Origin of the sequence: Streptomyces sp. NBC_00878, assembly GCF_026341515.1 — a bacterium.
GTDB lineage: Bacteria > Actinomycetota > Actinomycetes > Streptomycetales > Streptomycetaceae > Streptomyces.
The window spans coordinates 3,304,306-3,325,860 of record NZ_JAPEOK010000001.1 but is presented as its reverse complement, the minus strand read 5'-3'; the positions used below and the strand labels follow the sequence as shown (position 1 = coordinate 3,325,860).

The 21,555-nt window shown below is 68.6% G+C and carries 23 protein-coding genes; 17 read left to right on the top strand and 6 right to left on the bottom strand.

What is annotated here, in order from left to right:
- Window positions 1-41 precede the first annotated feature (41 nt).
- The 14 genes from OHA11_RS13650 to OHA11_RS13585 all read left to right on the top strand — a co-directional run bounded on the left by OHA11_RS13650 (window position 42) and on the right by OHA11_RS13585 (window position 12,935).
- Window positions 42-689: an L-threonylcarbamoyladenylate synthase gene (locus OHA11_RS13650; protein WP_055614410.1), complete on the top strand. Its 648-nt coding sequence runs from the start codon at window positions 42-44 to the stop codon at window positions 687-689.
- Window positions 690-712: 23 nt separating this feature from the next.
- The gene (locus OHA11_RS13645) at window positions 713-1,366 is read left to right on the top strand and encodes a protein-tyrosine-phosphatase (protein ID WP_266507139.1); all 654 of its coding nucleotides are present in this window, start codon (window positions 713-715) and stop codon (window positions 1,364-1,366) included.
- Between the two features lie 70 nt (window positions 1,367-1,436).
- Window positions 1,437-2,690, top strand: a complete 1,254-nt coding sequence (glyA, locus tag OHA11_RS13640; RefSeq protein WP_266495864.1) for a serine hydroxymethyltransferase — start codon at window positions 1,437-1,439, stop codon at window positions 2,688-2,690.
- A 126-nt stretch (window positions 2,691-2,816) separates the two neighbouring features.
- Complete coding sequence (locus OHA11_RS13635) at window positions 2,817-4,235, top strand: MraY family glycosyltransferase (protein ID WP_266495862.1); 1,419 nt, start codon at window positions 2,817-2,819, stop codon at window positions 4,233-4,235.
- A 295-nt stretch (window positions 4,236-4,530) separates the two neighbouring features.
- Window positions 4,531-4,968, top strand: a complete 438-nt coding sequence (locus OHA11_RS13630; RefSeq protein ID WP_266495859.1) for a hypothetical protein — start codon at window positions 4,531-4,533, stop codon at window positions 4,966-4,968.
- Window positions 4,969-5,193: 225 nt separating this feature from the next.
- Window positions 5,194-6,015 carry a F0F1 ATP synthase subunit A gene (gene atpB, locus OHA11_RS13625; RefSeq protein WP_266495857.1) on the top strand — a complete coding sequence of 274 codons (822 nt, stop codon included), beginning with the start codon at window positions 5,194-5,196 and terminating at the stop codon, window positions 6,013-6,015.
- A gap of 73 nt (window positions 6,016-6,088) precedes the next feature.
- A complete protein-coding gene (locus OHA11_RS13620) occupies window positions 6,089-6,325 on the top strand; it encodes an ATP synthase subunit C (protein ID WP_019060721.1) in 237 nt (78 codons plus the stop codon).
- Window positions 6,326-6,366: 41 nt separating this feature from the next.
- Window positions 6,367-6,921, top strand: a complete 555-nt coding sequence (locus tag OHA11_RS13615) for a F0F1 ATP synthase subunit B (RefSeq protein ID WP_266495855.1) — start codon at window positions 6,367-6,369, stop codon at window positions 6,919-6,921.
- The gene (locus OHA11_RS13610) at window positions 6,918-7,733 is read left to right on the top strand and encodes a F0F1 ATP synthase subunit delta (protein ID WP_266495852.1); all 816 of its coding nucleotides are present in this window, start codon (window positions 6,918-6,920) and stop codon (window positions 7,731-7,733) included. The genes OHA11_RS13615 and OHA11_RS13610 overlap by 4 nt, the downstream gene beginning before the upstream one ends.
- A 155-nt stretch (window positions 7,734-7,888) precedes the next feature.
- Entirely contained in the window at window positions 7,889-9,481 is a 1,593-nt protein-coding gene (gene atpA / locus OHA11_RS13605; RefSeq protein ID WP_266495851.1) for a F0F1 ATP synthase subunit alpha, read from the top strand.
- A gap of 20 nt (window positions 9,482-9,501) precedes the next feature.
- Complete coding sequence (locus OHA11_RS13600) at window positions 9,502-10,419, top strand: F0F1 ATP synthase subunit gamma (protein ID WP_266495849.1); 918 nt, start codon at window positions 9,502-9,504, stop codon at window positions 10,417-10,419.
- Window positions 10,419-11,855: a F0F1 ATP synthase subunit beta gene (gene atpD, locus OHA11_RS13595; protein ID WP_266495846.1), complete on the top strand. Its 1,437-nt coding sequence runs from the start codon at window positions 10,419-10,421 to the stop codon at window positions 11,853-11,855. The genes OHA11_RS13600 and atpD overlap by 1 nt, the downstream gene beginning before the upstream one ends.
- Window positions 11,856-11,984: 129 nt before the next feature.
- Window positions 11,985-12,359, top strand: a complete 375-nt coding sequence (locus tag OHA11_RS13590; protein WP_266454205.1) for a F0F1 ATP synthase subunit epsilon — start codon at window positions 11,985-11,987, stop codon at window positions 12,357-12,359.
- Between the two features lie 129 nt (window positions 12,360-12,488).
- Entirely contained in the window at window positions 12,489-12,935 is a 447-nt protein-coding gene (locus OHA11_RS13585) for a DUF2550 domain-containing protein (protein WP_055614422.1), read from the top strand.
- 120 nt (window positions 12,936-13,055) lie between these two features.
- Here OHA11_RS13585 and OHA11_RS13580 read toward each other — a convergent pair whose 3' ends face one another.
- The 3 genes from OHA11_RS13580 to OHA11_RS13570 all read right to left on the bottom strand — a co-directional run bounded on the left by OHA11_RS13580 (window position 13,056) and on the right by OHA11_RS13570 (window position 16,867).
- Entirely contained in the window at window positions 13,056-14,915 is a 1,860-nt protein-coding gene (locus OHA11_RS13580) for a glycoside hydrolase family 18 chitinase (RefSeq protein WP_266495837.1), read from the bottom strand.
- 129 nt (window positions 14,916-15,044) lie between these two features.
- On the bottom strand, window positions 15,045-15,686 hold the full coding sequence (locus OHA11_RS13575) for a response regulator transcription factor (RefSeq protein ID WP_266495835.1): 642 nt from the start codon (window positions 15,684-15,686) through the stop codon (window positions 15,045-15,047).
- Window positions 15,683-16,867, bottom strand: a complete 1,185-nt coding sequence (locus tag OHA11_RS13570) for a sensor histidine kinase (protein ID WP_266495832.1) — start codon at window positions 16,865-16,867, stop codon at window positions 15,683-15,685. The genes OHA11_RS13575 and OHA11_RS13570 overlap by 4 nt, the downstream gene beginning before the upstream one ends.
- Window positions 16,868-17,019: 152 nt before the next feature.
- On the opposite strand from OHA11_RS13570, the gene OHA11_RS13565 reads away from it, so the two are divergent.
- The gene (locus OHA11_RS13565) at window positions 17,020-17,604 is read left to right on the top strand and encodes a hypothetical protein (protein ID WP_266495829.1); all 585 of its coding nucleotides are present in this window, start codon (window positions 17,020-17,022) and stop codon (window positions 17,602-17,604) included.
- A gap of 18 nt (window positions 17,605-17,622) precedes the next feature.
- On the opposite strand, the gene OHA11_RS13560 is transcribed toward OHA11_RS13565, so the two are convergent.
- Genes OHA11_RS13560 through OHA11_RS13550 form a run of 3 tightly spaced genes read right to left on the bottom strand, consistent with a single transcriptional unit; the run spans window position 17,623 to window position 19,776 of the window.
- Entirely contained in the window at window positions 17,623-18,195 is a 573-nt protein-coding gene (locus OHA11_RS13560; protein WP_266495826.1) for a cob(I)yrinic acid a,c-diamide adenosyltransferase, read from the bottom strand.
- Between the two features lie 13 nt (window positions 18,196-18,208).
- The gene (locus OHA11_RS13555; protein WP_266495823.1) at window positions 18,209-18,958 is read right to left on the bottom strand and encodes an ABC transporter permease; all 750 of its coding nucleotides are present in this window, start codon (window positions 18,956-18,958) and stop codon (window positions 18,209-18,211) included.
- A 35-nt stretch (window positions 18,959-18,993) separates the two neighbouring features.
- Window positions 18,994-19,776: an ABC transporter ATP-binding protein gene (locus OHA11_RS13550; protein WP_266495821.1), complete on the bottom strand. Its 783-nt coding sequence runs from the start codon at window positions 19,774-19,776 to the stop codon at window positions 18,994-18,996.
- A 90-nt stretch (window positions 19,777-19,866) separates the two neighbouring features.
- Between OHA11_RS13550 and OHA11_RS13545 the strand changes: the two genes are divergently transcribed.
- Together OHA11_RS13545 and OHA11_RS13540 are read left to right on the top strand one after the other, a co-directional pair.
- Complete coding sequence (locus tag OHA11_RS13545; RefSeq protein WP_266495818.1) at window positions 19,867-20,508, top strand: TetR/AcrR family transcriptional regulator; 642 nt, start codon at window positions 19,867-19,869, stop codon at window positions 20,506-20,508.
- 169 nt (window positions 20,509-20,677) lie between these two features.
- Window positions 20,678-21,526: a 3-hydroxyacyl-CoA dehydrogenase family protein gene (locus OHA11_RS13540; RefSeq protein ID WP_266495815.1), complete on the top strand. Its 849-nt coding sequence runs from the start codon at window positions 20,678-20,680 to the stop codon at window positions 21,524-21,526.
- Window positions 21,527-21,555 lie beyond the last annotated feature (29 nt).

The window sequence follows — 21,555 nt, the reverse complement described above, 5'->3', positions numbered from 1 at the left end:
CGCGGCCAACGGGGCCCGCGTGTTCGAGGAGGCTTGCTGACATGGCACGGCGATACGACACCAACGACGCGACCGACCGCTCGACCGGTCTGCGCGAAGCCGCGTCCGCCGTCCGCCGCGGCGAGCTCGTGGTGCTGCCGACCGACACCGTGTACGGGATCGGCGCCGACGCGTTCAGCTCGGAGGCCGTGACCGACCTGCTGGAGGCCAAGGGCCGCGGCCGGAACATGCCCACGCCCGTCCTCATCGGCTCCCCGAACACGCTGCACGGCCTGGTCACCGACTTCTCCGAGATGGCGTGGGAGCTCGTCGACGCGTTCTGGCCGGGCGCGCTCACGCTCGTCGCCAAACACCAGCCGTCCCTCCAGTGGGACCTGGGGGACACGCGTGGCACGGTCGCCGTACGTATGCCGCTGCACCCCGTCGCCATCGAGCTGCTGACCGAGGTCGGTCCGATGGCCGTCTCCTCCGCGAACCTGACCGGGCACCCGGCCCCCGAGGACTGCGACGCCGCGCAGGAGATGCTCGGCGACTCCGTCTCCGTGTACCTGGACGGCGGCCCGACCCCCGGCAACGTCCCGTCGTCGATCGTCGACGTCACGGGCAAGGTGCCGGTGCTCCTGCGGGCGGGAGCCCTGTCCGCGGAGGAGCTGCGAAAGGTCGTCCCCGACCTCGAGGTGGCGAATTGACAGCCCCTGACGCGGGGCGTGGCATAGGTACGGGGACGGGGTACACGGGGGCTTACGGCGACGGGGCCTCGGGGGACTCCGCTTTTCGCATCCTCCACGTCAGCACCGGCAACGTGTGCCGCTCGCCGATCACCGAGCGGCTGACCCGTCATGCCCTGGCGGACCGGCTCGGCGACCCCCTGTGGGGCGGCCTGATCGTGGAGAGCGCCGGCACCTGGGGCCACGAGGGCGCACCCATGGAGGCCAACGCGGAGGCGGTCCTCGCGGACTTCGGCGCGGACCCCTCCGACTTCGTGGGCCGCGAACTGCTGGACGAGCACGTCATCCGGGCGGACCTCGTCCTCACGGCCACCCGCGACCACCGCGCCCAAGTCATCTCCATGGGCCACTCGGCGGGCCTGCGCACCTTCACCCTGAAGGAGTTCACCCGCCTGGTCCGCGCGATAGACCCCGCGACCCTGCCTCCCCTGGAGGACGGCATGGTCGAACGCGCACGGGCCCTGGTCCGCGCCGCGGCGGCTCTACGCGGGTGGCTTCTGGCCCCGACGGCGGAGGCGGACGAGGTGTACGACCCGTACGGGGCCCCGCTGCCGTTCTTCAGATCGGTGGGGGACGAGATCCAGCAGGCGCTGGATCCGGTGGTGACCGCCCTGACGGGTGTGCCCGCTCGGACGTAACACCGGGCGCGGCAGGGGCCACGGTTCTACATTGGACTTAGCGTTCCCCTGCCGAGGTCCGGAGTCCGCCATGCCGGTCGCACACACGCTTGAAGGTCCGCTGTCGGTCGACGTGCTCGGCCGGCAGGATCCGGAGCTGGCCGAGATCCTGCGCGGGGAGCTGACGCGGCAGTCGACGACGCTGCAGCTCATCGCCGCCGAGAACTTCACCTCGCCCGCCGTGCTGACGGCGCTCGGCTCGCCGCTCGCGAACAAGTACGCCGAGGGATACCCCGGTGCCCGGCACCACGGCGGCTGCGAGATCGTCGACGTCGCCGAGCGCATCGCCGTGGAGCGTGCCAAGGCCCTGTTCGGCGCCGAACACGCCAACGTGCAGTCCCACTCAGGGAGTTCGGCCGTGCTGGCCGCGTACGCCGCCCTGCTGCGCCCGGGAGACACCGTCCTCGCGATGGGCCTGCCGCACGGCGGCCACCTCACGCACGGGTCGCCCGCGAACTTCTCCGGCCGGTGGTTCGACTTCGTCGGGTACGGCGTCGACCCCGAGAGCGGGCTCATCGACCACGAGCAGGTGCGCTCGCTGGCCCGGACGCACCGGCCGAAGGCCATCGTGTGCGGGTCGATCTCGTACCCCCGGCACATCGACTACGCCGTCTTCCGCGAGATCGCGGACGAGGTCGGCGCGTACCTCATCGCCGACGCCGCCCACCCCATCGGTCTCGTCGCCGGGGGAGCGGCGCCCAGCCCGGTCCCGTACGCCGATGTCGTGTGCGCGACCACGCACAAGGTGCTGCGCGGCCCGCGCGGTGGCATGCTGCTGTGCGGGAGCGAACTGGCCGAGCGGGTGGACCGGGCGGTGTTCCCGTTCACGCAGGGCGGCGCGCAGATGCACACCATCGCCGCCAAGGCCGTCGCGTTCGGCGAGGCGGCGACACCGGCGTTCACCGCGTACGCCCATCAGGTGGTCGCGAACGCGCGGGTGCTGGCGCGGGGCCTGGCCGCCGAGGGGTTCGCGGTCACCACCGGCGGTACCGACACCCACCTGCTCACCGTCGACCCGGCCCCGCTCGGCGTGGACGGCCGCACCGCTCGCAGCCGCCTCGCCGCCGCCGGAGTGGTCCTCGACACCTGTGCCCTTCCCCACCCCGACGTGCGAGGACTGCGCCTGGGCACGGCCGCCGTCACCACCCAGGGCATGGGCGAGGCCGAGACGGCACGCATAGCGACGCTGTTCGCGACGGCCGTGCGGGACGAGTCCGCCGGACGTCACGTACGTGAAGAAGTGCGGGATCTGACCGGAAGATTTCCGCCCTATCCCGGCTCATGAGGGGTAGCCGACCACGTGTGCACAGCCACTCGTGCAACCATCGGCTCTACCCGGAAGTCCCCAACCGTATGCGCACGAAGCTAGGGTGTGGGGCTGAGATGGCCAGCGAGACCTGTGGGGAAGCCTGTGCGTGAATACCTCCTGACGCTCTGCATCACGGCCGCGGTGACGTACCTGCTGACCGGGCCGGTGCGGAAGTTCGCGATCGTGGCCGGAGCGATGCCGGAGATCCGGGCACGCGACGTGCACCGGGAACCCACACCGCGACTGGGCGGCATCGCGATGTTCTTCGGACTCTGCGCCGGCCTGCTGGTCGCGGACCATCTGACGAACCTCAGTGAGGTCTTCGAGAACTCCAACGAGCCGCGGGCCCTGCTCTCCGGCGCCGCCCTGATCTGGTTGATCGGCGTCCTGGACGACAAGTTCGAGATCGACGCCCTCATCAAGCTCGGCGGCCAGATGATCGCCGCGGGCGTCATGGTCATGCAGGGTCTGACGATCCTGTGGCTGCCGATCCCCGGCGTCGGCTCGGTCTCGCTCACCCAGTGGCAGGGCACGCTGCTGACCGTCGCGCTCGTCGTGATCACCATCAACGCCGTGAACTTCGCCGACGGCCTCGACGGCCTCGCCGCCGGCATGGTGTGCATCGCGTCCGCCGCGTTCTTCATGTACGGCTACCGCATCTGGTACGGCTACGGGCTTGAGTCCGCCGCCCCGGCCACCCTCTTCTCCGCGCTCCTCATGGGCATGTGCCTCGGCTTCCTGCCGCACAACATGCACCCCGCGCGGATCTTCATGGGCGACTCGGGCTCGATGCTCATCGGCCTGGTGCTGGCGGCCGGTGCCATCTCCATCACCGGGCAGGTCGACCCGGACGCGATGAACCTCTTCGCCGGGTCCGAGAAGGAGGCCGTGCACCAGACGGTGCCGGTCTACATCCCCCTGCTGCTGCCGCTGACGATCATCGCCGTCCCGGCGGCCGACCTGGTGCTCGCCATCGTGCGGCGCACCTGGCGCGGCCAGTCCCCGTTCGCCGCCGACCGAGGCCACCTGCACCACCGGCTGCTGGAGATCGGGCACTCGCACAGCAGGGCCGTGCTCATCATGTACTTCTGGTCGGCGCTGATCGCCTTCGGAGCCCTGGCCTACTCGGTGAACTCCGGGGCCATGTGGATCGTGCTCGGCATCATGGCGCTCAGCGCGGTGGGCCTGGTCCTGCTCCTGCTGCCGCGCTTCACACCGCGGGCCCCGCGCTGGGCCGAGAGCTTCGTGCCGCCGCGCTACCGCCGCCGCAGGGCCCTGGTGTCGGCGGAGCCGGCGGTGTCGCTCGCGTACGCCAACGGTGACGGACCGCACGAGGTGCCCGCGGGGACCCTCGCCGGAGCTGACCAAGGCGTCGACGGAGGCGTCGACGGAGGCGTCGACGGTGAGCGTGAGGAACGCCGCACTCCGGTGGTCGTCGGTGTCTCAGGAGTCAACGGGGCGACGGCTGTTGGGCCCCGTTCGCGTCTCCTGGAAGAGCGCAAGGCCGGAACGTCGCGCTGACGCGAGGTAAGAATCTCGCAAGAGCCGCCACGACGACGACATCCTTAAACTGCCCCAATACCAGACAAGTTGGTCTCCTGAGTGCACAGACGTGCAGGTTCACTCTCATGTGTGACGCCGAGCACACCAACCAGGTAAAGACCTCATCAAATAGTTTGTGATACGGTTCACGAGAACCCAGGACAGAGCCGAAGGACCGCAGTGCGACGGTCCATTGGCGGTGAGGTTCTCTCTCTGTCCGGGACTACGCTCGTCCATGACGACACCTACCCCCCTGACAAGCGGAGTTGCCGCCATGCCGTCCAACGACGTCCGGATCCTTCTCCAGGCCGCTGTGCCCACAGCTGCCGTCGGCGCGATCGTCGCCGTCGTCAGTGGTGTGGTCGCCGGTGGCAAGGGGGCGATCGGGGCGGTCGCTGCGACGCTGGTCGTGATCCTCTTCATGGGTATCGGGTTGTACGTTCTGCAGCGCACCGCCAAATCGCTTCCGCACCTTTTCCAGGCGATGGGTCTGATGCTCTACACGGCACAGATTCTTCTGCTGTTCATCTTCGTCGCCGCCTTCAAGAACACGACGTTGTTCAACCCCAAGGCGTTCGCGATCACGCTGGTCGCCACCACGCTCGCGTGGATCGGCGCCCAGGCGCGTGCCCACATGAAGGCAAAGATCCTCTATGTCGAACCCGACTCCTCGAAGGGCGACAAGCCTGAAAAGACGGGGCACTCGTCGTGAGGGGTAGGGCCGGGATAAGTGCGAGTAAGAGATCCTGCTATCGTCCGGTGCCAACTGCGGCATCGCGGGCGCGGGCATCTGAGCTGACGCCTGCCCTAGCGCGAGGCTCGATGCCCTCTAGCCGCCCCCACATCAGTAACACCAGTCCAGTGCCGAACCGCGGCTGTTCGCCGCGCCGACACAACGAGGTTGCCGTACCCATGCGCCACGCTGAAGGAGCCCGCGGTGAGTGCTGACCCGACGCAGGTGCTCGCCTTTGAGACCGACTGCCACATCTTTGACGGCTGTGGATTCCCGGCTCCCGGCCTGCACTCGTTCCTGTTCGAGCCCCTCGTGGGCGATGCGGACAGCAGCGTCTATTTCAACAAGACGATGCTCCTGGCGCTGCTCGGCTCGGTCATCGTCGTCGGCTTCTTCTGGGCCGCCTTCCGCAAGCCGAAGGTCGTCCCGGGCAAGCTGCAGATGGTCGCCGAGTCGGGTTACGACTTCATTCGCCGCGGTGTCGTCTACGAGACCATCGGCAGGAAGGAAGGCGAGAAGTACGTCCCTCTGGTCGTCTCGCTGTTCTTCTTCATCTGGATGATGAACCTCTGGTCGATCGTTCCGCTCGCGCAGTTCCCGGTCACCTCGATCATCGCGTACCCCGCGGTCCTCGCGGCGATCGTCTACGTCACCTGGGTCTCGCTGACTTTCAAGCGGCACGGATTCGTCGGGGCGTTCAAGAACTTCACCGGATACGACAAGTCGCTGGGCCCGGTTCTCCCCCTGGCGATGTTCATCGAGCTCCTCTCGAACCTGATCGTGCGGCCGTTCACGCACGCGGTGCGGCTCTTCGCGAACATGTTCGCGGGTCACACCCTGCTGCTGCTGTTCACGATCGCCAGCTGGTACCTGCTCAACGGCCTCGGGATCGCCTACGCGAGTGTCTCGTTCGTCATGGTGATCGTCATGACGGCCTTCGAGCTGTTCATCCAGGCCCTGCAGGCATATGTATTCGTGCTTCTGACCTGCACTTTCATCCAGGGCGCGCTCGCCGAGCACCACTGAGCCACCCCCTGTAAAACCCCTAAACGTCCGGTGGTCAACCCCCGCCGGTCCGTACAGAGAAGGAAGAATCAGCATGGCTGCCACTGAGACCCTCGCCGCTGTCTCCGGCTCCCTCGGCTCCATCGGCTACGGCCTTGCCGCGATCGGCCCCGGCGTCGGCGTCGGCATCATCTTCGGTAACGGCACCCAGGCCCTTGCCCGTCAGCCCGAGGCTGCCGGCCTGATCCGTGCCAACCAGATTCTCGGCTTCGCCTTCTGTGAGGCGCTCGCCCTCATTGGCCTGGTCATGCCGTTCGTCTACGGCAAGTAGTCGTCGGATTCACGACAGCCCACTAGACGAAAGGCACTGATATGAGCCAGCTGCTCATTGTCGCGGCCGAGGAGATGGAGAATCCCCTCGTTCCGCCGATTCCCGAGCTGGTCATCGGCCTGATCGCCTTCGTCATCGTCTTCGGCTTCCTCGCCAAGAAGCTTCTTCCGAACATCAACAAGGTTCTGGAGCAGCGCCGCGAGGCCATCGAGGGCGGTATCGAGAAGGCCGAGGCCGCTCAGACCGAAGCCCAGAGCGTGCTCGAGCAGTACAAGGCTCAGCTCGCCGAGGCCCGCCACGAGGCCGCGCGTCTGCGCCAGGAGGCGCAGGAGCAGGGCGCCACGCTCATCGCCGAGATGCGCGCGGAAGGCCAGCGGCAGCGTGAGGAGATCATCGCCGCCGGTCACTCGCAGCTCGCGGCCGACCGCAAGGCCGCCGCGTCCGCGCTGCGCCAGGACGTGGGCCAGCTGGCCACCGAACTGGCCGGCAAGCTCGTCGGCGAGTCCCTTGAGGACCACGCCCGGCAGAGCCGCACGATCGACCGGTTCCTCGACGGCCTCGACGAGTCCGCTGCGAAGGCCGAGGCGTCGCGATGAACGGAGCGAGCCGCGAGGCCCTGGCCGCCGCACGTGAGCGTCTCGACGCGCTGACGGACAACACGTCCGTCGACGCGGGGTCGCTCGCCGGTGAGCTGGCCGCTGTCACCGCGCTGCTCGACCGCGAGGTGTCACTGCGTCGGGTCCTCACCGACCCGGCGCAGGCCGGAGAGGCGAAGGCCGAACTGGCCGGGCGTCTGTTCGGCGGCCAGGTCAGCGGCACGACCGCTGATCTGGTGGCCGGTCTGGTGCGCTCCCGCTGGTCGCGGTCGCGCGATCTGGTCGACTCCGTCGAGGAACTGGCCGACACCGCCGACCTCACGGCCGCGCAGCAGTCGGGCAAGCTCGACGAGGTCGAGGACGAGCTGTTCCGGTTCGGCCGGATCGTCTCGTCGAACACCGAACTGCGGGCCGCGCTGACCGACCGCGCCGCCACCACCGCGGCCAAGAGCGAGCTGCTGCGCAGCCTGCTCGGCGGCCGGGCCAACGCGACGACCGAGCGTCTGGTCGCGCGCCTTGTGACGGCGCCCCGGGGACGTAGCCTGGAGTCGGGACTCGAGTCCCTGTCCAAGCTCGCCGCCGAGCGCCGCAACCGCATGGTCGCCGTCGTCACCTCGGCGGTTCCGCTGAGCGATACGCAGAAGCAGCGCCTGGGTGCCGCCCTCGCGAAGCTCTACGGCCGCCAGATGCACCTCAATCTCGACGTGGACCCCGAGGTCCTCGGCGGGATCCGGGTGCAGGTCGGCGACGAGGTCATCAACGGCTCCATCGCGGACCGGCTGGAGGACGTCGGCCGCCGCATGGCGAGCTAGCGGCAGCAACTCAATACACGTACATACACGTAAATACGCAGCAAGCAGTCATACGCAGAACTACGGCCCTGGTTGGGCCGTGCAGAGGATTCCTGGGGGCTGACCCCAGACCCCCAAGAAAACTTCGGGCCCAACAAGGAGAGCAGGGAACCCAGATGGCGGAGCTCACGATCCGGCCGGAGGAGATCCGGGATGCGCTGGAGAACTTTGTCCAGTCGTACAAGCCGGACGCGGCCTCGCGCGAGGAGGTCGGTACGGTCACCCTTGCCGGCGACGGCATCGCGAAGGTCGAGGGCCTGCCCTCGGCCATGGCCAGCGAACTGCTGAAGTTCGAGGACGGCACCCTCGGCCTCGCGCTCAACCTGGAAGAGCGCGAGATCGGCGCCATCGTCCTCGGTGAGTTCAGCGGCATCGAGGAGGGGCAGCCGGTCACGCGTACCGGCGAGGTCCTGTCCGTGGCCGTCGGCGAGGGCTACCTCGGCCGCGTGGTCGACCCGCTCGGCACCCCGATCGACGGACTCGGCGAGATCGAGACGTCCGGACGCCGCGCCCTCGAACTGCAGGCCCCGGGCGTCATGGCCCGTAAGTCGGTGCACGAGCCGATGGAGACCGGCTACAAGGCCGTCGACGCGATGACCCCGATCGGCCGTGGCCAGCGCCAGCTGATCATCGGTGACCGCCAGACCGGCAAGACCGCCCTGGCTGTCGACACGATCATCAACCAGCGCGACAACTGGCGCACCGGCGACCCGAACAAGCAGGTCCGCTGCGTGTACGTCGCCATCGGTCAGAAGGGCTCGACCATCGCCTCCGTGCGTGGCGCCCTCGAAGAGGCCGGCGCGCTGGAGTACACGACCATCGTCGCCGCCCCGGCGTCCGACCCGGCCGGCTTCAAGTACCTTGCGCCGTACACCGGTTCGGCCATCGGCCAGCAGTGGATGTACGAGGGCAAGCACGTCCTCATCATCTTCGACGACCTCTCGAAGCAGGCCGACGCCTACCGCGCGGTGTCCCTGCTGCTCCGCCGCCCGCCGGGGCGCGAGGCGTACCCCGGTGACGTCTTCTACCTGCACTCCCGTCTGCTGGAGCGCTGCGCGAAGCTCTCCGACGAGATGGGCGCGGGCTCGATGACCGGTCTGCCGATCGTCGAGACCAAGGCGAATGACGTGTCCGCGTTCATTCCGACCAACGTCATCTCCATCACCGACGGCCAGTGCTTCCTGGAGTCGGACCTGTTCAACGCCGGTCAGCGCCCCGCGCTGAACGTCGGTATCTCCGTCTCCCGAGTCGGTGGTTCCGCACAGCACAAGGCGATGCGCCAGGTGTCCGGCCGACTGCGCGTCGACCTCGCCCAGTTCCGTGAGCTGGAGGCGTTCGCCGCCTTCGGTTCCGACCTGGACGCCGCGTCGAAGTCGCAGCTGGACCGCGGTCAGCGGATGGTCGAGCTGCTCAAGCAGGCTCAGTACCAGCCGATGGCCACCGAGGACCAGGTCGTCTCCATCTGGGCCGGCACCACCGGCCGGATGGACGAGGTGCCCGTGGCCGACGTCCGCCGCTTCGAGAAGGAGCTCCTTGAGTACCTGCACCGCAAGGAGCAGGGCCTCATGACCTCCATCAAGGAGGGCGGCAAGATGTCGGACGACACCCTGACGGCCATCGCCGACGCGATCGCGGACTTCAAGAAGCAGTTCGAGACGTCGGACGGCAAGCTGCTCGGCGAGGACGCCCCTGCCGCCGCCGGCAAGTGACGACGGAAGGGACCTGACTCATGGGAGCCCAGCTCCGGGTCTACAAGCGTCGCATCAAAACCGTCACCGCGACCAAGAAGATCACCAAGGCGATGGAGATGATCGCCGCCTCGCGCGTCGTCAAGGCGCAGCGCAAGGTGGCGGCCTCCGCGCCGTACGCGACCGAGCTCACCCGCGCGGTCACGGCGGTCGGCACGGGCTCGAACACGCAGCACCCGCTGACCACCGAGGCCGAGACGGCGACCCGTGCCGCGGTACTGCTCCTCACGAGCGACCGCGGCCTGGCCGGCGCCTTCAACTCCAACGCGATCAAGGCCGCCGAGCAGCTGACGGCGCGCCTGGAGGCCGAGGGCAAGGAGGTCGACACGTACATCGTCGGCCGCCGCGGTCTGGCCCACTACAACTTCCGTGAGCGTGTCGTCTCGGAGTCGTGGTCGGGATTCACCGACGAGCCCTCGTACGCGGACGCGAAGAAGGTCGCCGTGCCGCTGATCGAGGCCATCGAGAAGGAGACGGCGGACGGCGGCGTGGACGAACTCCACATCGTCTACACCGAGTTCGTCTCGATGATGACGCAGACGGCGGTCGACAGCCGCCTGCTGCCCCTGAGCCTCGAAGAGGTTGCGGAGGAGTCGTCCACCAAGGACGAGATCCTTCCGCTGTACGACTTCGAGCCGTCGGCGGAGGACGTCCTCGACGCCCTCCTGCCGCGGTACGTCGAAAGCCGGATCTACAACGCGCTGCTCCAGTCGGCTGCCTCCAAGCACGCCGCCACGCGCCGCGCGATGAAGTCGGCCACCGACAACGCGGGAGACCTGATCACTTCACTCTCCCGACTTGCCAACGCGGCCCGCCAGGCCGAAATCACCCAGGAAATCAGCGAGATCGTCGGTGGCTCCGCAGCCCTGTCCGACGCGACCGCGGGGAGTGACAGGTAATGACGACGACAGTTGAGACGGCCGTTGCCACGGGCCGCGTCGCCCGGGTCATCGGCCCGGTCGTCGACGTGGAATTCCCCGTCGACGCCATGCCGGAGATCTACAACGCCCTTCACGTCGAGGTGGCCGACCCGGCCAACGCCGGCGAGAAGAAGATCCTGACCCTGGAGGTCGCCCAGCACCTGGGTGACGGCCTGGTCCGCACCATCTCGATGCAGCCCACCGACGGTCTGGTCCGCCAGGCCCCGGTGACCAACACCGGCTCGGGCATCAGCGTCCCGGTCGGCGACTTCACCAAGGGCAAGGTGTTCAACACCCTCGGTGAGGTGCTGAACACCGACGAGCAGTACGAGGGCGAGCGCTGGACCATCCACCGCAAGGCCCCCGCGTTCGACCAGCTCGAGTCGAAGACCGAGATGTTCGAGACGGGCCTGAAGGTCGTCGACCTTCTCACCCCGTACGTCAAGGGCGGCAAGATCGGTCTGTTCGGTGGTGCCGGTGTCGGCAAGACCGTGCTGATCCAGGAAATGATCATGCGTGTCGCCAACCTCCACGAGGGCGTCTCCGTCTTCGCGGGCGTCGGTGAGCGCACCCGTGAGGGCAACGACCTCATCGCGGAGATGGAAGAGTCCGGCGTTCTGGACAAGACCGCTCTTGTCTTCGGTCAGATGGACGAGCCCCCGGGCACCCGTCTGCGCGTGGCGCTGGCCGGTCTGACCATGGCGGAGTACTTCCGCGATGTGCAGAAGCAGGACGTGCTGTTCTTCATCGACAACATCTTCCGCTTCACCCAGGCCGGTTCCGAGGTGTCCACCCTGCTCGGCCGTATGCCGTCCGCGGTGGGTTACCAGCCGAACCTCGCCGACGAGATGGGCCTCCTCCAGGAGCGCATCACCTCGACGCGTGGTCACTCGATCACCTCGATGCAGGCGATCTACGTCCCCGCGGACGACCTGACCGACCCGGCCCCGGCCACCACGTTCGCCCACCTCGACGCGACGACGGTGCTCTCCCGTCCGATCTCCGAGAAGGGCATCTACCCGGCCGTGGACCCGCTGGACTCCACGTCCCGCATCCTGGACCCGCGGTACATCGCGCAGGACCACTACGACGCCGCCATGCGCGTCAAGACGATCCTGCAGAAGAACAAGGACCTCCAGGACATCATCGCGATCCTCGGTATCGACGAGCTCGGCGAGGAGGACAAGCTCGTCGTCCACCGTGCCCGTCGCGTGGAGCGCTTCCTGTCCCAGAACACCCACGCCGCCAAGCAGTTCACCGGCGTCGACGGTTCGGACGTTCCGCTGGAGGAGTCGATCACGGCCTTCAACGCGATCTGCGACGGCGAGTACGACCACTTCCCGGAGCAGGCGTTCTTCATGTGCGGTGGCCTGGAGGACCTCAAGGCCAAGGCCAAGGAGCTCGGCGTCTCCTGAACCTCGTGTTCTCGGTGAGGGGGGCGGGGTCGCGCCTCGCGGGGTGCGTCCCGCCCCCCTCACTACGCCCATTAGACTTTGACCCAACACCCGGCAGCGAAAGCCGGGTGGTGACCCGAGGAGCCCACCTTGGCTGCTGAGCTGCATGTCGAGCTCGTCGCCGCGGACCGCAGTGTCTGGTCCGGCGAGGCCACCCTGGTCGTCGCGCGCACCACGTCCGGCGACATCGGCGTCATGCCCGGTCACCAGCCGCTGCTCGGTGTGCTGGAGTCGGGCCCGGTGACCATCCGTACGAGTGATGGTGGAACGGTCGTCGCCGCTGTGCACGGCGGTTTCATCTCGTTCGCCGACAACAAGCTGTCGCTGCTGGCCGAGATCGCCGAGCTGTCGGACGAGATCGACGTCCAGCGCGCGGAGCGGGAGCTCGAGCGCGCGAAGGCGGAGGGCGATGCCTCCGCCGAGCGCCGCGCGGACGTCCGTCTGCGAGCGGTGTCGACGCACTGAAACCAGCGCGCGACGAGAAGTGACTCAGCCGCGGCCAGGACCGGAGCTTGCTCCGGACCGGGTCGCGGCTGAGGCGATGCGGGTGCTTTTTTCCTTTCCGTTACCTAGGAGACGAGGAGGTCGGTGTCGATGGTCCTCGCTCTGACTGTGTGCGGGTTGGTAGTGGTGCTGGTGGCGGTGGCACTCTTCGTGTTCCATCTGCGCCGCCGACTGATCCAGCGCTCCGGTGGCACCTTCGACTGCAGCCTCCGCTGGGACGCCCCCGAGAAAAGCGACACCAGCGGCAAAGGCTGGGGCTACGGCATCGCCCGCTACAACGGCGACCGCATCGAGTGGTTCCGCATCTTCTCGTACGCCCCCCGCCCGCGCCGTGTCCTGGAGCGCTCGGCGATCGAAGTGGCCGGCCGTCGCACCCCGGACGGCGAGGAAGAGCTGGCGCTGCTGGCCGACCAGATCATCCTCGCCTGCGTGCATCGCGGTACGCGCCTTGAGCTGGCCATGAGCGAGGACGCGCTGACCGGGTTTCTCGCGTGGCTTGAAGCAGCCCCGCCCGGACAACGAGTGAACGTGGCGTAGCCACGTTCACTCGTTGGTTGGGGGTCCCCCCGGACGAAGTCTGGGGGAGCGTCAATGTCGCCTGATGGTGCCTGATCTCACGTGGTGGTGCTTGATCTCACGTGTTGGTGCTGACGGTCGCTAGTTCAGGCCGCTGTTGATCGCGGTCACCAGCTCGCCGTTGGTGGTGTCGCCACTGAACTCCCAGAAGAACGCGCCGCCGAGACCCTGGGTCTTGGCCCACGCCATCTTCGTTGCGATGGTGGCCGGTGTGTCGTAGGACCACCAGTTGCTGCCGCACTTCGCGTACGCCGTGCCGGCGATGGTGCCGGTGACCGGGCAGGTCGTCTTGAGGACCTTGTAGTCCTCGATGCCCGGCTCGTAGGTGCCGGTGGCCGGGCCCGTGGCCGTGCCGCCCGGGGTGGCCTGGGTGACGCCGGTCCAGCCGCGGCCGTAGAAGCCGATGCCGAGGAGCAGCTTGCTCGCGGGGACCCCCTTCGACTTGAACTTGGCGATCGCGTCGGCCGAGGTGAAGCCGGGCGTCGGGATGCCGCTGTAGGAGGTGAGCGGCGAGTGCGGGGCGGTCGGGCCGTCCGCGTCGAAGGCGCCGAAGAAGTCGTACGTCATCACGTTGTACCAGTCGACGTACTGGGCCGCGCCCGCGTAGTCCGCGGCGTCGATCTTGCCGCCGGAGGTGCCGTCCGCGGTGGTGGCGGCCGTGACCAGGTTGTTCGAGCCGAACTTCGTACGCAGCGCGGACATCAGGTTCTTGTAGGCCGCCGGCCCGCTGGTGTCGCAGGACAGACCGCAGGCGTTCGGGTACTCCCAGTCGATGTCGATGCCGTCGAACACGTCGGCCCAGCGCGGGTCCTCGACCAGGTTGTAGCAGGACTGGGCGAACGCGGCGGGGTTGGCCGCGGCCTGCCCGAAGCCGCCGGACCAGGTCCAGCCGCCGAAGGACCAGAGGATCTTGATGTTCGGGTACTTGGCCTTCAGCTGGCGCAGCTGGTTGAAGTTGCCGCGCACCGGCTGGTCCCAGGTGTCGGCGACGCCGCTGACCGACTGGTCGGCGGTGAAGGACTTCTCGTAGTCGGCGTAGGAGTCGCCGATCGCGCACTGGCCGCCCGTGACGTTGCCGAAGGCGTAGTTGATGTGCGTGATCTTCGAGGCGGTGCCGGACGTCACCAGGTTCTTGACCTGGTAGTTGCGGACGTAGGTGTCCCACTCGGTGAGGTAGCCGAGCTTGATCTTGTTGCCGGTGGGCGGCGGTTCGGTGGTGCCGCCGGTGGTGTGCACGGCGGTCGAGCCGCTGACCGGTCCGGTCTGGTCGACGGTGTCGCGCGCCTGGATCGTGTACGAGTAGTCGGTGCCGGCGGTCAGCCCGCTGTCGCTGTACGTCGTGCCGGTGACCGTGGCGACCTTGGCGCCGTCGCGCAGGACGTCGTAGTTCTTGATGCCCTTGTCGTCGGTGGCCGCGCTCCAGGACAGCTTCACCGAGGTGTTGGTGATGTCGGAGGCGGTGGGGGTGCCCGGGGCCGAGGGGGCGGAGTCGCCGGGGACACTGCCGCCGTCACAACTGCCGCTGTTCAGCTTGCAGTTGGCGGGGGAGCCGGTGCCGGAGCCGTTGAAGCCGAAGGAGACGGAGGCGCCGGGGGCGAGGGTGCCGTTCCAGGACTTGTTCTTGGCGGTCCAGTGGGTGCCGGAGTTCGTGACGTCGGCGTCCCAGGAGGAGGTGACCGAGGTGCCCGAGGGGAAGTCCCACTCGACGGTCCAGGAAGCGATGGCCGTGGTGCCGGTGTTCTTGACGGTCCACTTGCCTTCGAAGCCGGAGCCCCAGTCCTGGGTCTTGGCGTACGTGGCGGTCGCCGACGTGGCGGCGGAGGCGGGGCTCGCGAGCCCGACCAGGGCGGCGAGCGGCAGCAGGAGGGTGGTGAGCCCTGCCACGGCTCGGTGCCCGAATCCGAGTCTGCGGCGGGGTCTGCGGCTGGGTCTGAGGCGCATCCGCGTCTCCTTGGGGGAGTTTGATGGGGTGCGCTGGACAATAGAAAGGTCTGGACCATAGGTCAATAGGTCCAGACCAGTGAAGCGGTGTTGGGCGATTACTTGTTACAAGGGCCGGCCGGCCCCGCGCTACACGCCCAACTCCTGTGCCAGGACCGCCGCTTGGACCCGGCTGCGGAGTTCCAGCTTGCCCAGCAGGCGGCTGACGTGCGTCTTCACCGTCGCCTCCGCCATGTCGAGACGCGCGCCGATCTCCGCGTTGGGCAGGCCCTCCCCGAGGCAGGACAGCACCTCCCGCTCCCGGCGCGTCAGCGAGTCGAGAACGGACGGGTCGGCCGGCGGCCGGCGCACCGGCTTCGCCGCGAACTCGGAGATCAGCCGACGGGTCACCGCGGGCGCGATCAGGCCTTCGCCGCCCGCCACCGTCCGTACGGCGTCGAGGAGTTGGCGTGCCTCGGTGTTCTTCAGCAGGAAGCCGGAGGCGCCCGCGCGCAGCGCGCCGAAGACGTACTCGTCGAGATCGAACGTGGTCAGTACGAGTACGTCGGCGAGGTCCTCGTCGACGACCTGGCGGGTGGCGGAGACGCCGTCGAGACGGGGCATCTGAATGTCCATCAGGACGAGATCGGGCCTCAGTTCCCGGGCCAGGGCCACCGCCTGCTCGCCGTCCGCGGCCTCGCCGACCACCTCGATGTCGGGGGCGCTGCGCAGGATGAGGACGAGACCGGCGCGTACGGCGGACTGGTCCTCGGCGACGAGCACGCGGATCATTCGGATTCTCCTTCGGTGATCGGGAGGGTGGCGCGTACGGTCCAGGTCCTGCCGTCGGCGGAGGCCGGGTCCTCGACGGGTCCCGCCTCGAACGTGCCGCGCAGCAGGGCGACCCGCTCGCGCATCCCGACCAGGCCGGCGCCCGAGCCGGGCGCGCGTGGGCCGTCGCCCCGGCCGCCGCCGTACGGGCTGGTCACCCGCACGTCGAGGGAGTGGTCCCGCTGGGCCAGGCCCACGGTGACCCGGCCCGGGGAGGCGTGCTTGAGGGCGTTGGTCAGGGACTCCTGCACGATGCGGTACGCGGCCAGCTCGACCGGGGCGGGAAGCGCGGCGTGCGTGCAGTCGAGGTGCACGTCGAGGCCGTTGGCACGGGCGTGGTCCACCAGTGCGCCGAGTCCGTCGAGCGTGGGCGCGGCGGTCGGCTCCGCGTCGCCGCTGCTGTCGCGCAGTATGCCGATGAGACGGCGCATCTCGGCGAGCCCCTCGACGCTGTTCTCGCGAATGACGCCGAGGGCCTGCTTCGAGGTGTCCGGGTCGTCGAGCGAGAGCGCGGCCGTGGAGTGGATGGCGATCGCGGAGAGGTGGCCCGCGACCATGTCGTGCAACTCGCGTGCCATGCGGGCGCGTTCGGCGGTGACGGCCTGGGTGCGGTCCATCTCGGCGAGCAGGGCGGTCTGTTCGGCGCGCAGGCGGGCCGCCTCGGCGGCGTCGCGGTGGTTGCGGACCAGCGCGCCCGTGGCGGCCGGGCCGAACGCCACGAGCCCGGTGCCGACACCGACGAGCAGGGCCTGCGGCTCGCGCCACCAGATCAGGAAGCCGAGTGTCGTGGCCAGGGTGACCAGACCGGTGGTGACCGGGATACGGCGGGCTGCGGCCGGGGTGCCGTACAGGACGGCCGAGTAGGCGAGGTCGGTGAACATCAGGATCGTCGCCGCGTTGCCCGGGGTGAACTGGTCGGCGACGAGCGCGAGCGTGCCGACGACCAGGGCGACCTGCGGTCGGGTGCGGCGCAGCAGCTCCAGGCTCGCCATCACGGTGAGGGGGATCAGGCCCCAGGTCATCGAGATCAGCCCGCTGCCCGACGTATACAACCCGAGCGACCAGAACACGAGCCCGCCGAGCAGCCCGCCGACGGCGAGGTACACGTCGAAGCGGTGCGGGCGGAGGTCTGGGCGGGCCATGACTCCATCCAACACGGAGTGCGCGACCGGCGCCTGATCCCCGGGGACGGTCCCCGCCTACATCGAAGGATGCAGCGCCGTTTCGTCACTGGCGACGACGATCGGGGCGTGGGGCGCCGGGAGCCTGGAAGGGTGACCGAGAGGAGCGAGTCGTGATCATCACGCTGATCGTCGTCTGTGAAGTCGGCTTCTGGGTGCTGCTGGCCGCGGGCCTGGCCTTCCGCTACCTGTTCAAGATGCCCCGTACGGGGCTGGCCCTGCTGTTGTGCGAGCCGCTGCTGGAGGTCCTGCTGCTGGTGGTCACCGCGCTGGACCTGAAGGACGGCACGGAGCCCAGCTGGAAGCACGGGCTGGCCGCGCTGTACATCGGCTACACCGTCGGCCACGGCCACCGGACCGTGAAGTGGCTCGACGGGCACGCCGCCCACCGGCTCGCGGGTGCGCCTCGGCCGGCGGGGGCGCCGCGGTACGGGATGGCTCGTGCGCGGCACGAGGTCAAGGTGTGGCTGGGATCGGTGACCGCCGCGGCCGTCGCGACCGTGTTGTTGCAGGTCGCTATCTGGTACGTCGGGGATTCGGGGCGTACGGAGTCGTTGGAGAGCTGGCGGTATGTGGCTTGGCGGGTGGCCGGAATTCATGGGGTGGTGGCGTTGACTTACTTGATCTGGCCCAAGAAGGCCCCGGAGCGCTCCGCGGGGGAGGGGGCGTCGGAGGAGCGGAGCCTCACCAAGAAGTGAGGCTCCGCCGGGGAACCCTCAGCGTTCTCCGCCCGGGACCCACAGGACGTCCCCCATCTCCTTGTTTGCCGTTCTGGCCAGGATGAAGAGGAGGTCGGAGAGGCGGTTCAGGTAGGTCGCTGTCAGGGGGTTCATCGCCTCGGTGTGGGACTCCAGGGCCGCCCACGTCGAGCGCTCGGCGCGGCGGACCACCGTGCACGCCTGGTGGAGGAGGGCCGCGCCCGGGGTGCCACCGGGGAGGATGAAGGAGCGGAGCTTCTCCAGCTGTTCGTTGAAGTGGTCGCAGTCCGTCTCCAGCTTGTCGATGTAGAACTGCTCGACCCGCAGGGGCGGAAACTCGGGGTTCTCGGCGACCGGCGTGGAGAGGTCCGCGCCCACGTCGAAGAGGTCGTTCTGGACGCGGGTGAGGACCTTGACGATCTCCTCGTCGAGGCCGCCGAGGGCGATCGCCGTACCGATCGCCGCGTTCGCCTCGTTCGCGTCGGCGTAGGCGGCGATGCGGAGGTCGGTCTTGGGCACCCGGCTCATGTCGCCCAGGTTCGTCGTGCCCCGGTCGCCGGTCCTGGTGTAGATGCGCGTCAGATTGACCATATGGCCAGCGTAGTTACGCCCCGGCCTCCCGGAACACTCGTGTGCCCACCGTCACGGCGATTCCCGTGAGGCCGACGGCCACCAGGACGCCGTACAGCATGGAGGAGGTCGCGTACGAGCCGACGTACGCGTCCCGCATCGCGTCCACCAGATAGCGGAACGGCATGACGTGCGAGAGGGCGTCCAGCCAGCCGGGCGCCAGCGACATGGGAAGCATCAGGCCGGACAGGAGCATGGACGGCATGGTCAGCGCGTTGATCGTCGGGCCGAACGCGTGGGGCGTACTGGTCTTCATGGCCAGCGCGTACGACAGCGAGGCCAGCGAGACCGTCAGCAGCGCGACGAACGCGAAGCCGATCAGGATGCCCGCGACCGGTGCGCGCAGGCCCATCACCAGGGCGGCCAGGACCAGCAGGACCGCCTGGAAGACGAAGACCGCCGCGTCGCGCAGCACCCGGCCGAGCAGGAGCGCGAGCCGGCTGACCGGGGTGACGCGCATCCGCTCCACGACCCCGTGGCTCTTCTCGACGATGATCATGAAACCGGCGAACGCGGCCCCGAACAGGCCGAGTTGGAGCAGCAGCCCGGGGACCAGGATCTGCCAGGAACTCCCGCCGCCGCCCAGCGGCAGATCGGTGAGCAGCGGGCCGAAGAAGAGCAGGTACAGCAGCGGCATCAGTACGCCGAAGAGCATCGCGAACTTGGAGCGCAGGGTCTGGCGGAGATAGCGCTCGAAGATCAGCGCGGTGTCCTGGAGAAGCATGTCGTCACGTCCTGGGCGAATAGAGGGATCGGCGGTCAGACGGCTACGGGGGTGGAGTCCGCCGGTGCCGGGCCGCGGCCCGTGATGGCGAGGAACGTGTCCTGGAGCGTCGCGTCGATCGATCCGCCGTACCGGAGCTTGAGCGCGCTCGGTGTGCCCTCCGCCACCACGACGCCCTGGTCGACGATCACGAGCCGGTCGGCGAGCGCGTCCGCCTCGTCGAGGTAGTGCGTGGTGAGGAAGACCGTCGTGCCGTAGTCGTCGCGCAGGCGTCGGACGAGATCCCAGAGGTCCGCGCGGCTCGCCGGGTCGAGGGCCGTGGTCGGTTCGTCGAGGAACAGCACCTTCGGACGGTGGGTGAGGCCGAGCGCGATGTCGAGACGACGGCGCTGGCCGCCGGAGAGCGCCGACGTCTTCCGGTCGAGGAGGTCGGTGAGGTCGAGGTCGCGGGCCAACTCCTCGGCACGCTCGACCGCCTGATCCTTCGTCAGGCGGTAGAGGCGGCCCTGGGTGACCAGTTCCTCGCGTACGGAGACCTGGGGGTCGACGCCGCCGGACTGCGCCACGTATCCGCATGCGCGGCGGACGCCCTCCGGGTCGGTGGCCAGGTCGTGGCCCGCGACGGTGGCGGCGCCGCCGGTCGGGGTCAGCAGGGTGGTGAGCATCCGGAGCGTGGTCGTCTTGCCCGCTCCGTTCGGGCCGAGGAAGCCGAGGATCTCGCCCGCTCTCACGGTGAGGTCGATGCCGCGGACCGCCTCGACGGGGCCGCGTTTGGTCTGGAAGGTCCGGGCCAGGCCGGCCGTGCTGATGATGGGCATGCGCCAAGAAAAACAGAGGGACTTAAATTTTGCAATGCCACCAAAGTTTCAGAGAGGCCAGAAATTATCGGTCCGGCCTACGATGAAGCCATGGCAGAGGGGCTCAGGGAGCGGAAGAAGCGCGAGACCAGGCAGCGCATCTCGGACATCGCCACGGGGCTGTTCCTGGAGCACGGCTTCGTGACGGTGACCATGGCCGAGGTCGCGGACGCGGCCGACGTCTCCGTGAACACCGTGTACAACTACTTCCCGGCCAAGGAAGACCTCTTCTTCGACCGCAGCAAGGGCGTCGTCGACCGGCTCTCGCGCTGGGTGCGCGCCCGACAGGTCGGGGAGTCGGCCGCCGCCGCCGTCCTGCGCGAGCTGCGCGAGGAGGTCGAGGCCGTCTCGCCCCGGGTCGGCCTGATGGCGGGGTACGACCGCTTCATGCGCGTCATCCATGACGCGCCCGCCCTCCGCTCCCGGCTGTGGAGCCTCCAGCAGGAGGTCCACGACGACCTGGAAGCGGCCCTGCGCGAGGAGACGGGCGCGGATCCCGACGATCCGACGCCCGGTCTGATGGCCGGCCAGATCGGCTGGCTCCACCAGACGGTGATGAGCACGGTCGGCCGCGAGATGATGGCGTGCCGCGATCCGGCCGAGGTGTCGCGGGAGGTGCTGAACCTCCTCGACGGCATGGAGGACCTTTTGAGCGAGAAGGTCCTCAACTACGCCGTACGGGCCCCGGAATGAGCCGCTCGGTGTGATGTCCGTCCTATGAGACGTGACGCGCGTTACTTACCGGTCACACAGCGCCTGACGAGCGCTAGGGTCCGCCGAAGAGGCAACCCGACAGCGTGTTACCCGGGGTTGTCTCGCGATGGTCAACGCCGCAGGGAATACGCAGCAGGGGAGTCGGACAGTGGCACGCAAGCTCGCCGTCATCGGGGCCGGACTCATGGGTTCAGGTATCGCCCAGGTCTCCGCACAGGCCGGCTGGGACGTCGTCCTGCGCGATGTCACCGACGAGGCGCTGACCCGTGGCACCGACGGCATCAAGGCCTCGTACGACAAGTTCGTGAGCAAGGGGAAGCTGGACGCCGACGCGGCCGGGGCGGCGCTGGGGCGCATCACCACGACCACCGATCTGGACGCGGTCGCCGACGCCGACATCGTCGTCGAGGCCGTCTTCGAGAAGCTGGAAGTCAAGCACGAGATCTTCCGTACGCTCGACAAGCTGGTGAAGGACGAGACCGTACTCGCCTCCAACACCTCCGCCATCCCGATCACCAAGATCGCGGCGGCCACTGAGCGCCCGGAGCGGGTCGTCGGCGTCCACTTCTTCTCGCCGGTCCCGATGATGCAGCTCTGCGAGCTGGTCCGCGGCTACAAGACGAGCGACGAAACGCTCGCCGCCGCGCGGGAGTTCGCCGAGTCGGTCGGCAAGACCTGCATCGTCGTCAACCGTGACGTGGCCGGCTTCGTGACCACCCGGCTCATCTCGGCCCTCGTGGTCGAGGCGGCCAAGCTGTACGAGTCGGGTGTGGCCAGCGCCGAGGACATCGACCTCGCCTGCAAGCTGGGCTTCGGTCACGCGATGGGGCCCCTCGCCACCGCCGACCTCACGGGTGTCGACATCCTCCTGCACGCGACCAGCAACATCTACACGGAGTCCCAGGACGAGAAGTTCGCCCCGCCCGAGCTGATGCGCCGGATGGTTGACGCCGGTGACATCGGACGCAAGAGCGGGCAAGGCTTCTACACGTACTGACACGCACAGACGCACGTACAGGCACACGC

Excerpts from the sequence above, each read along its gene's own strand:
- OHA11_RS13650 (WP_055614410.1), top strand. The coding sequence starts at position 42 with ATGGCACGGCGATACGACACCAACGACGCGACCGACCGCTCGACCGGT.
- glyA (WP_266495864.1), top strand. The coding sequence starts at position 1,437 with ATGCCGGTCGCACACACGCTTGAAGGTCCGCTGTCGGTCGACGTGCTC.
- OHA11_RS13630 (WP_266495859.1), top strand. The coding sequence starts at position 4,531 with ATGCCGTCCAACGACGTCCGGATCCTTCTCCAGGCCGCTGTGCCCACA.
- OHA11_RS13620 (WP_019060721.1), top strand. The coding sequence starts at position 6,089 with ATGGCTGCCACTGAGACCCTCGCCGCTGTCTCCGGCTCCCTCGGCTCC.
- OHA11_RS13615 (WP_266495855.1), top strand. The coding sequence starts at position 6,367 with ATGAGCCAGCTGCTCATTGTCGCGGCCGAGGAGATGGAGAATCCCCTC.
- OHA11_RS13610 (WP_266495852.1), top strand. The coding sequence starts at position 6,918 with ATGAACGGAGCGAGCCGCGAGGCCCTGGCCGCCGCACGTGAGCGTCTC.
- atpA (WP_266495851.1), top strand. The coding sequence starts at position 7,889 with ATGGCGGAGCTCACGATCCGGCCGGAGGAGATCCGGGATGCGCTGGAG.
- OHA11_RS13600 (WP_266495849.1), top strand. The coding sequence starts at position 9,502 with ATGGGAGCCCAGCTCCGGGTCTACAAGCGTCGCATCAAAACCGTCACC.
- atpD (WP_266495846.1), top strand. The coding sequence starts at position 10,419 with ATGACGACGACAGTTGAGACGGCCGTTGCCACGGGCCGCGTCGCCCGG.
- OHA11_RS13585 (WP_055614422.1), top strand. The coding sequence starts at position 12,489 with ATGGTCCTCGCTCTGACTGTGTGCGGGTTGGTAGTGGTGCTGGTGGCG.
- OHA11_RS13580 (WP_266495837.1), bottom strand. The coding sequence starts at position 14,915 with ATGCGCCTCAGACCCAGCCGCAGACCCCGCCGCAGACTCGGATTCGGG.
- OHA11_RS13575 (WP_266495835.1), bottom strand. The coding sequence starts at position 15,686 with ATGATCCGCGTGCTCGTCGCCGAGGACCAGTCCGCCGTACGCGCCGGT.
- OHA11_RS13570 (WP_266495832.1), bottom strand. The coding sequence starts at position 16,867 with ATGGCCCGCCCAGACCTCCGCCCGCACCGCTTCGACGTGTACCTCGCC.
- OHA11_RS13560 (WP_266495826.1), bottom strand. The coding sequence starts at position 18,195 with ATGGTCAATCTGACGCGCATCTACACCAGGACCGGCGACCGGGGCACG.
- OHA11_RS13555 (WP_266495823.1), bottom strand. The coding sequence starts at position 18,958 with ATGCTTCTCCAGGACACCGCGCTGATCTTCGAGCGCTATCTCCGCCAG.
- OHA11_RS13550 (WP_266495821.1), bottom strand. The coding sequence starts at position 19,776 with ATGCCCATCATCAGCACGGCCGGCCTGGCCCGGACCTTCCAGACCAAA.
- OHA11_RS13545 (WP_266495818.1), top strand. The coding sequence starts at position 19,867 with ATGGCAGAGGGGCTCAGGGAGCGGAAGAAGCGCGAGACCAGGCAGCGC.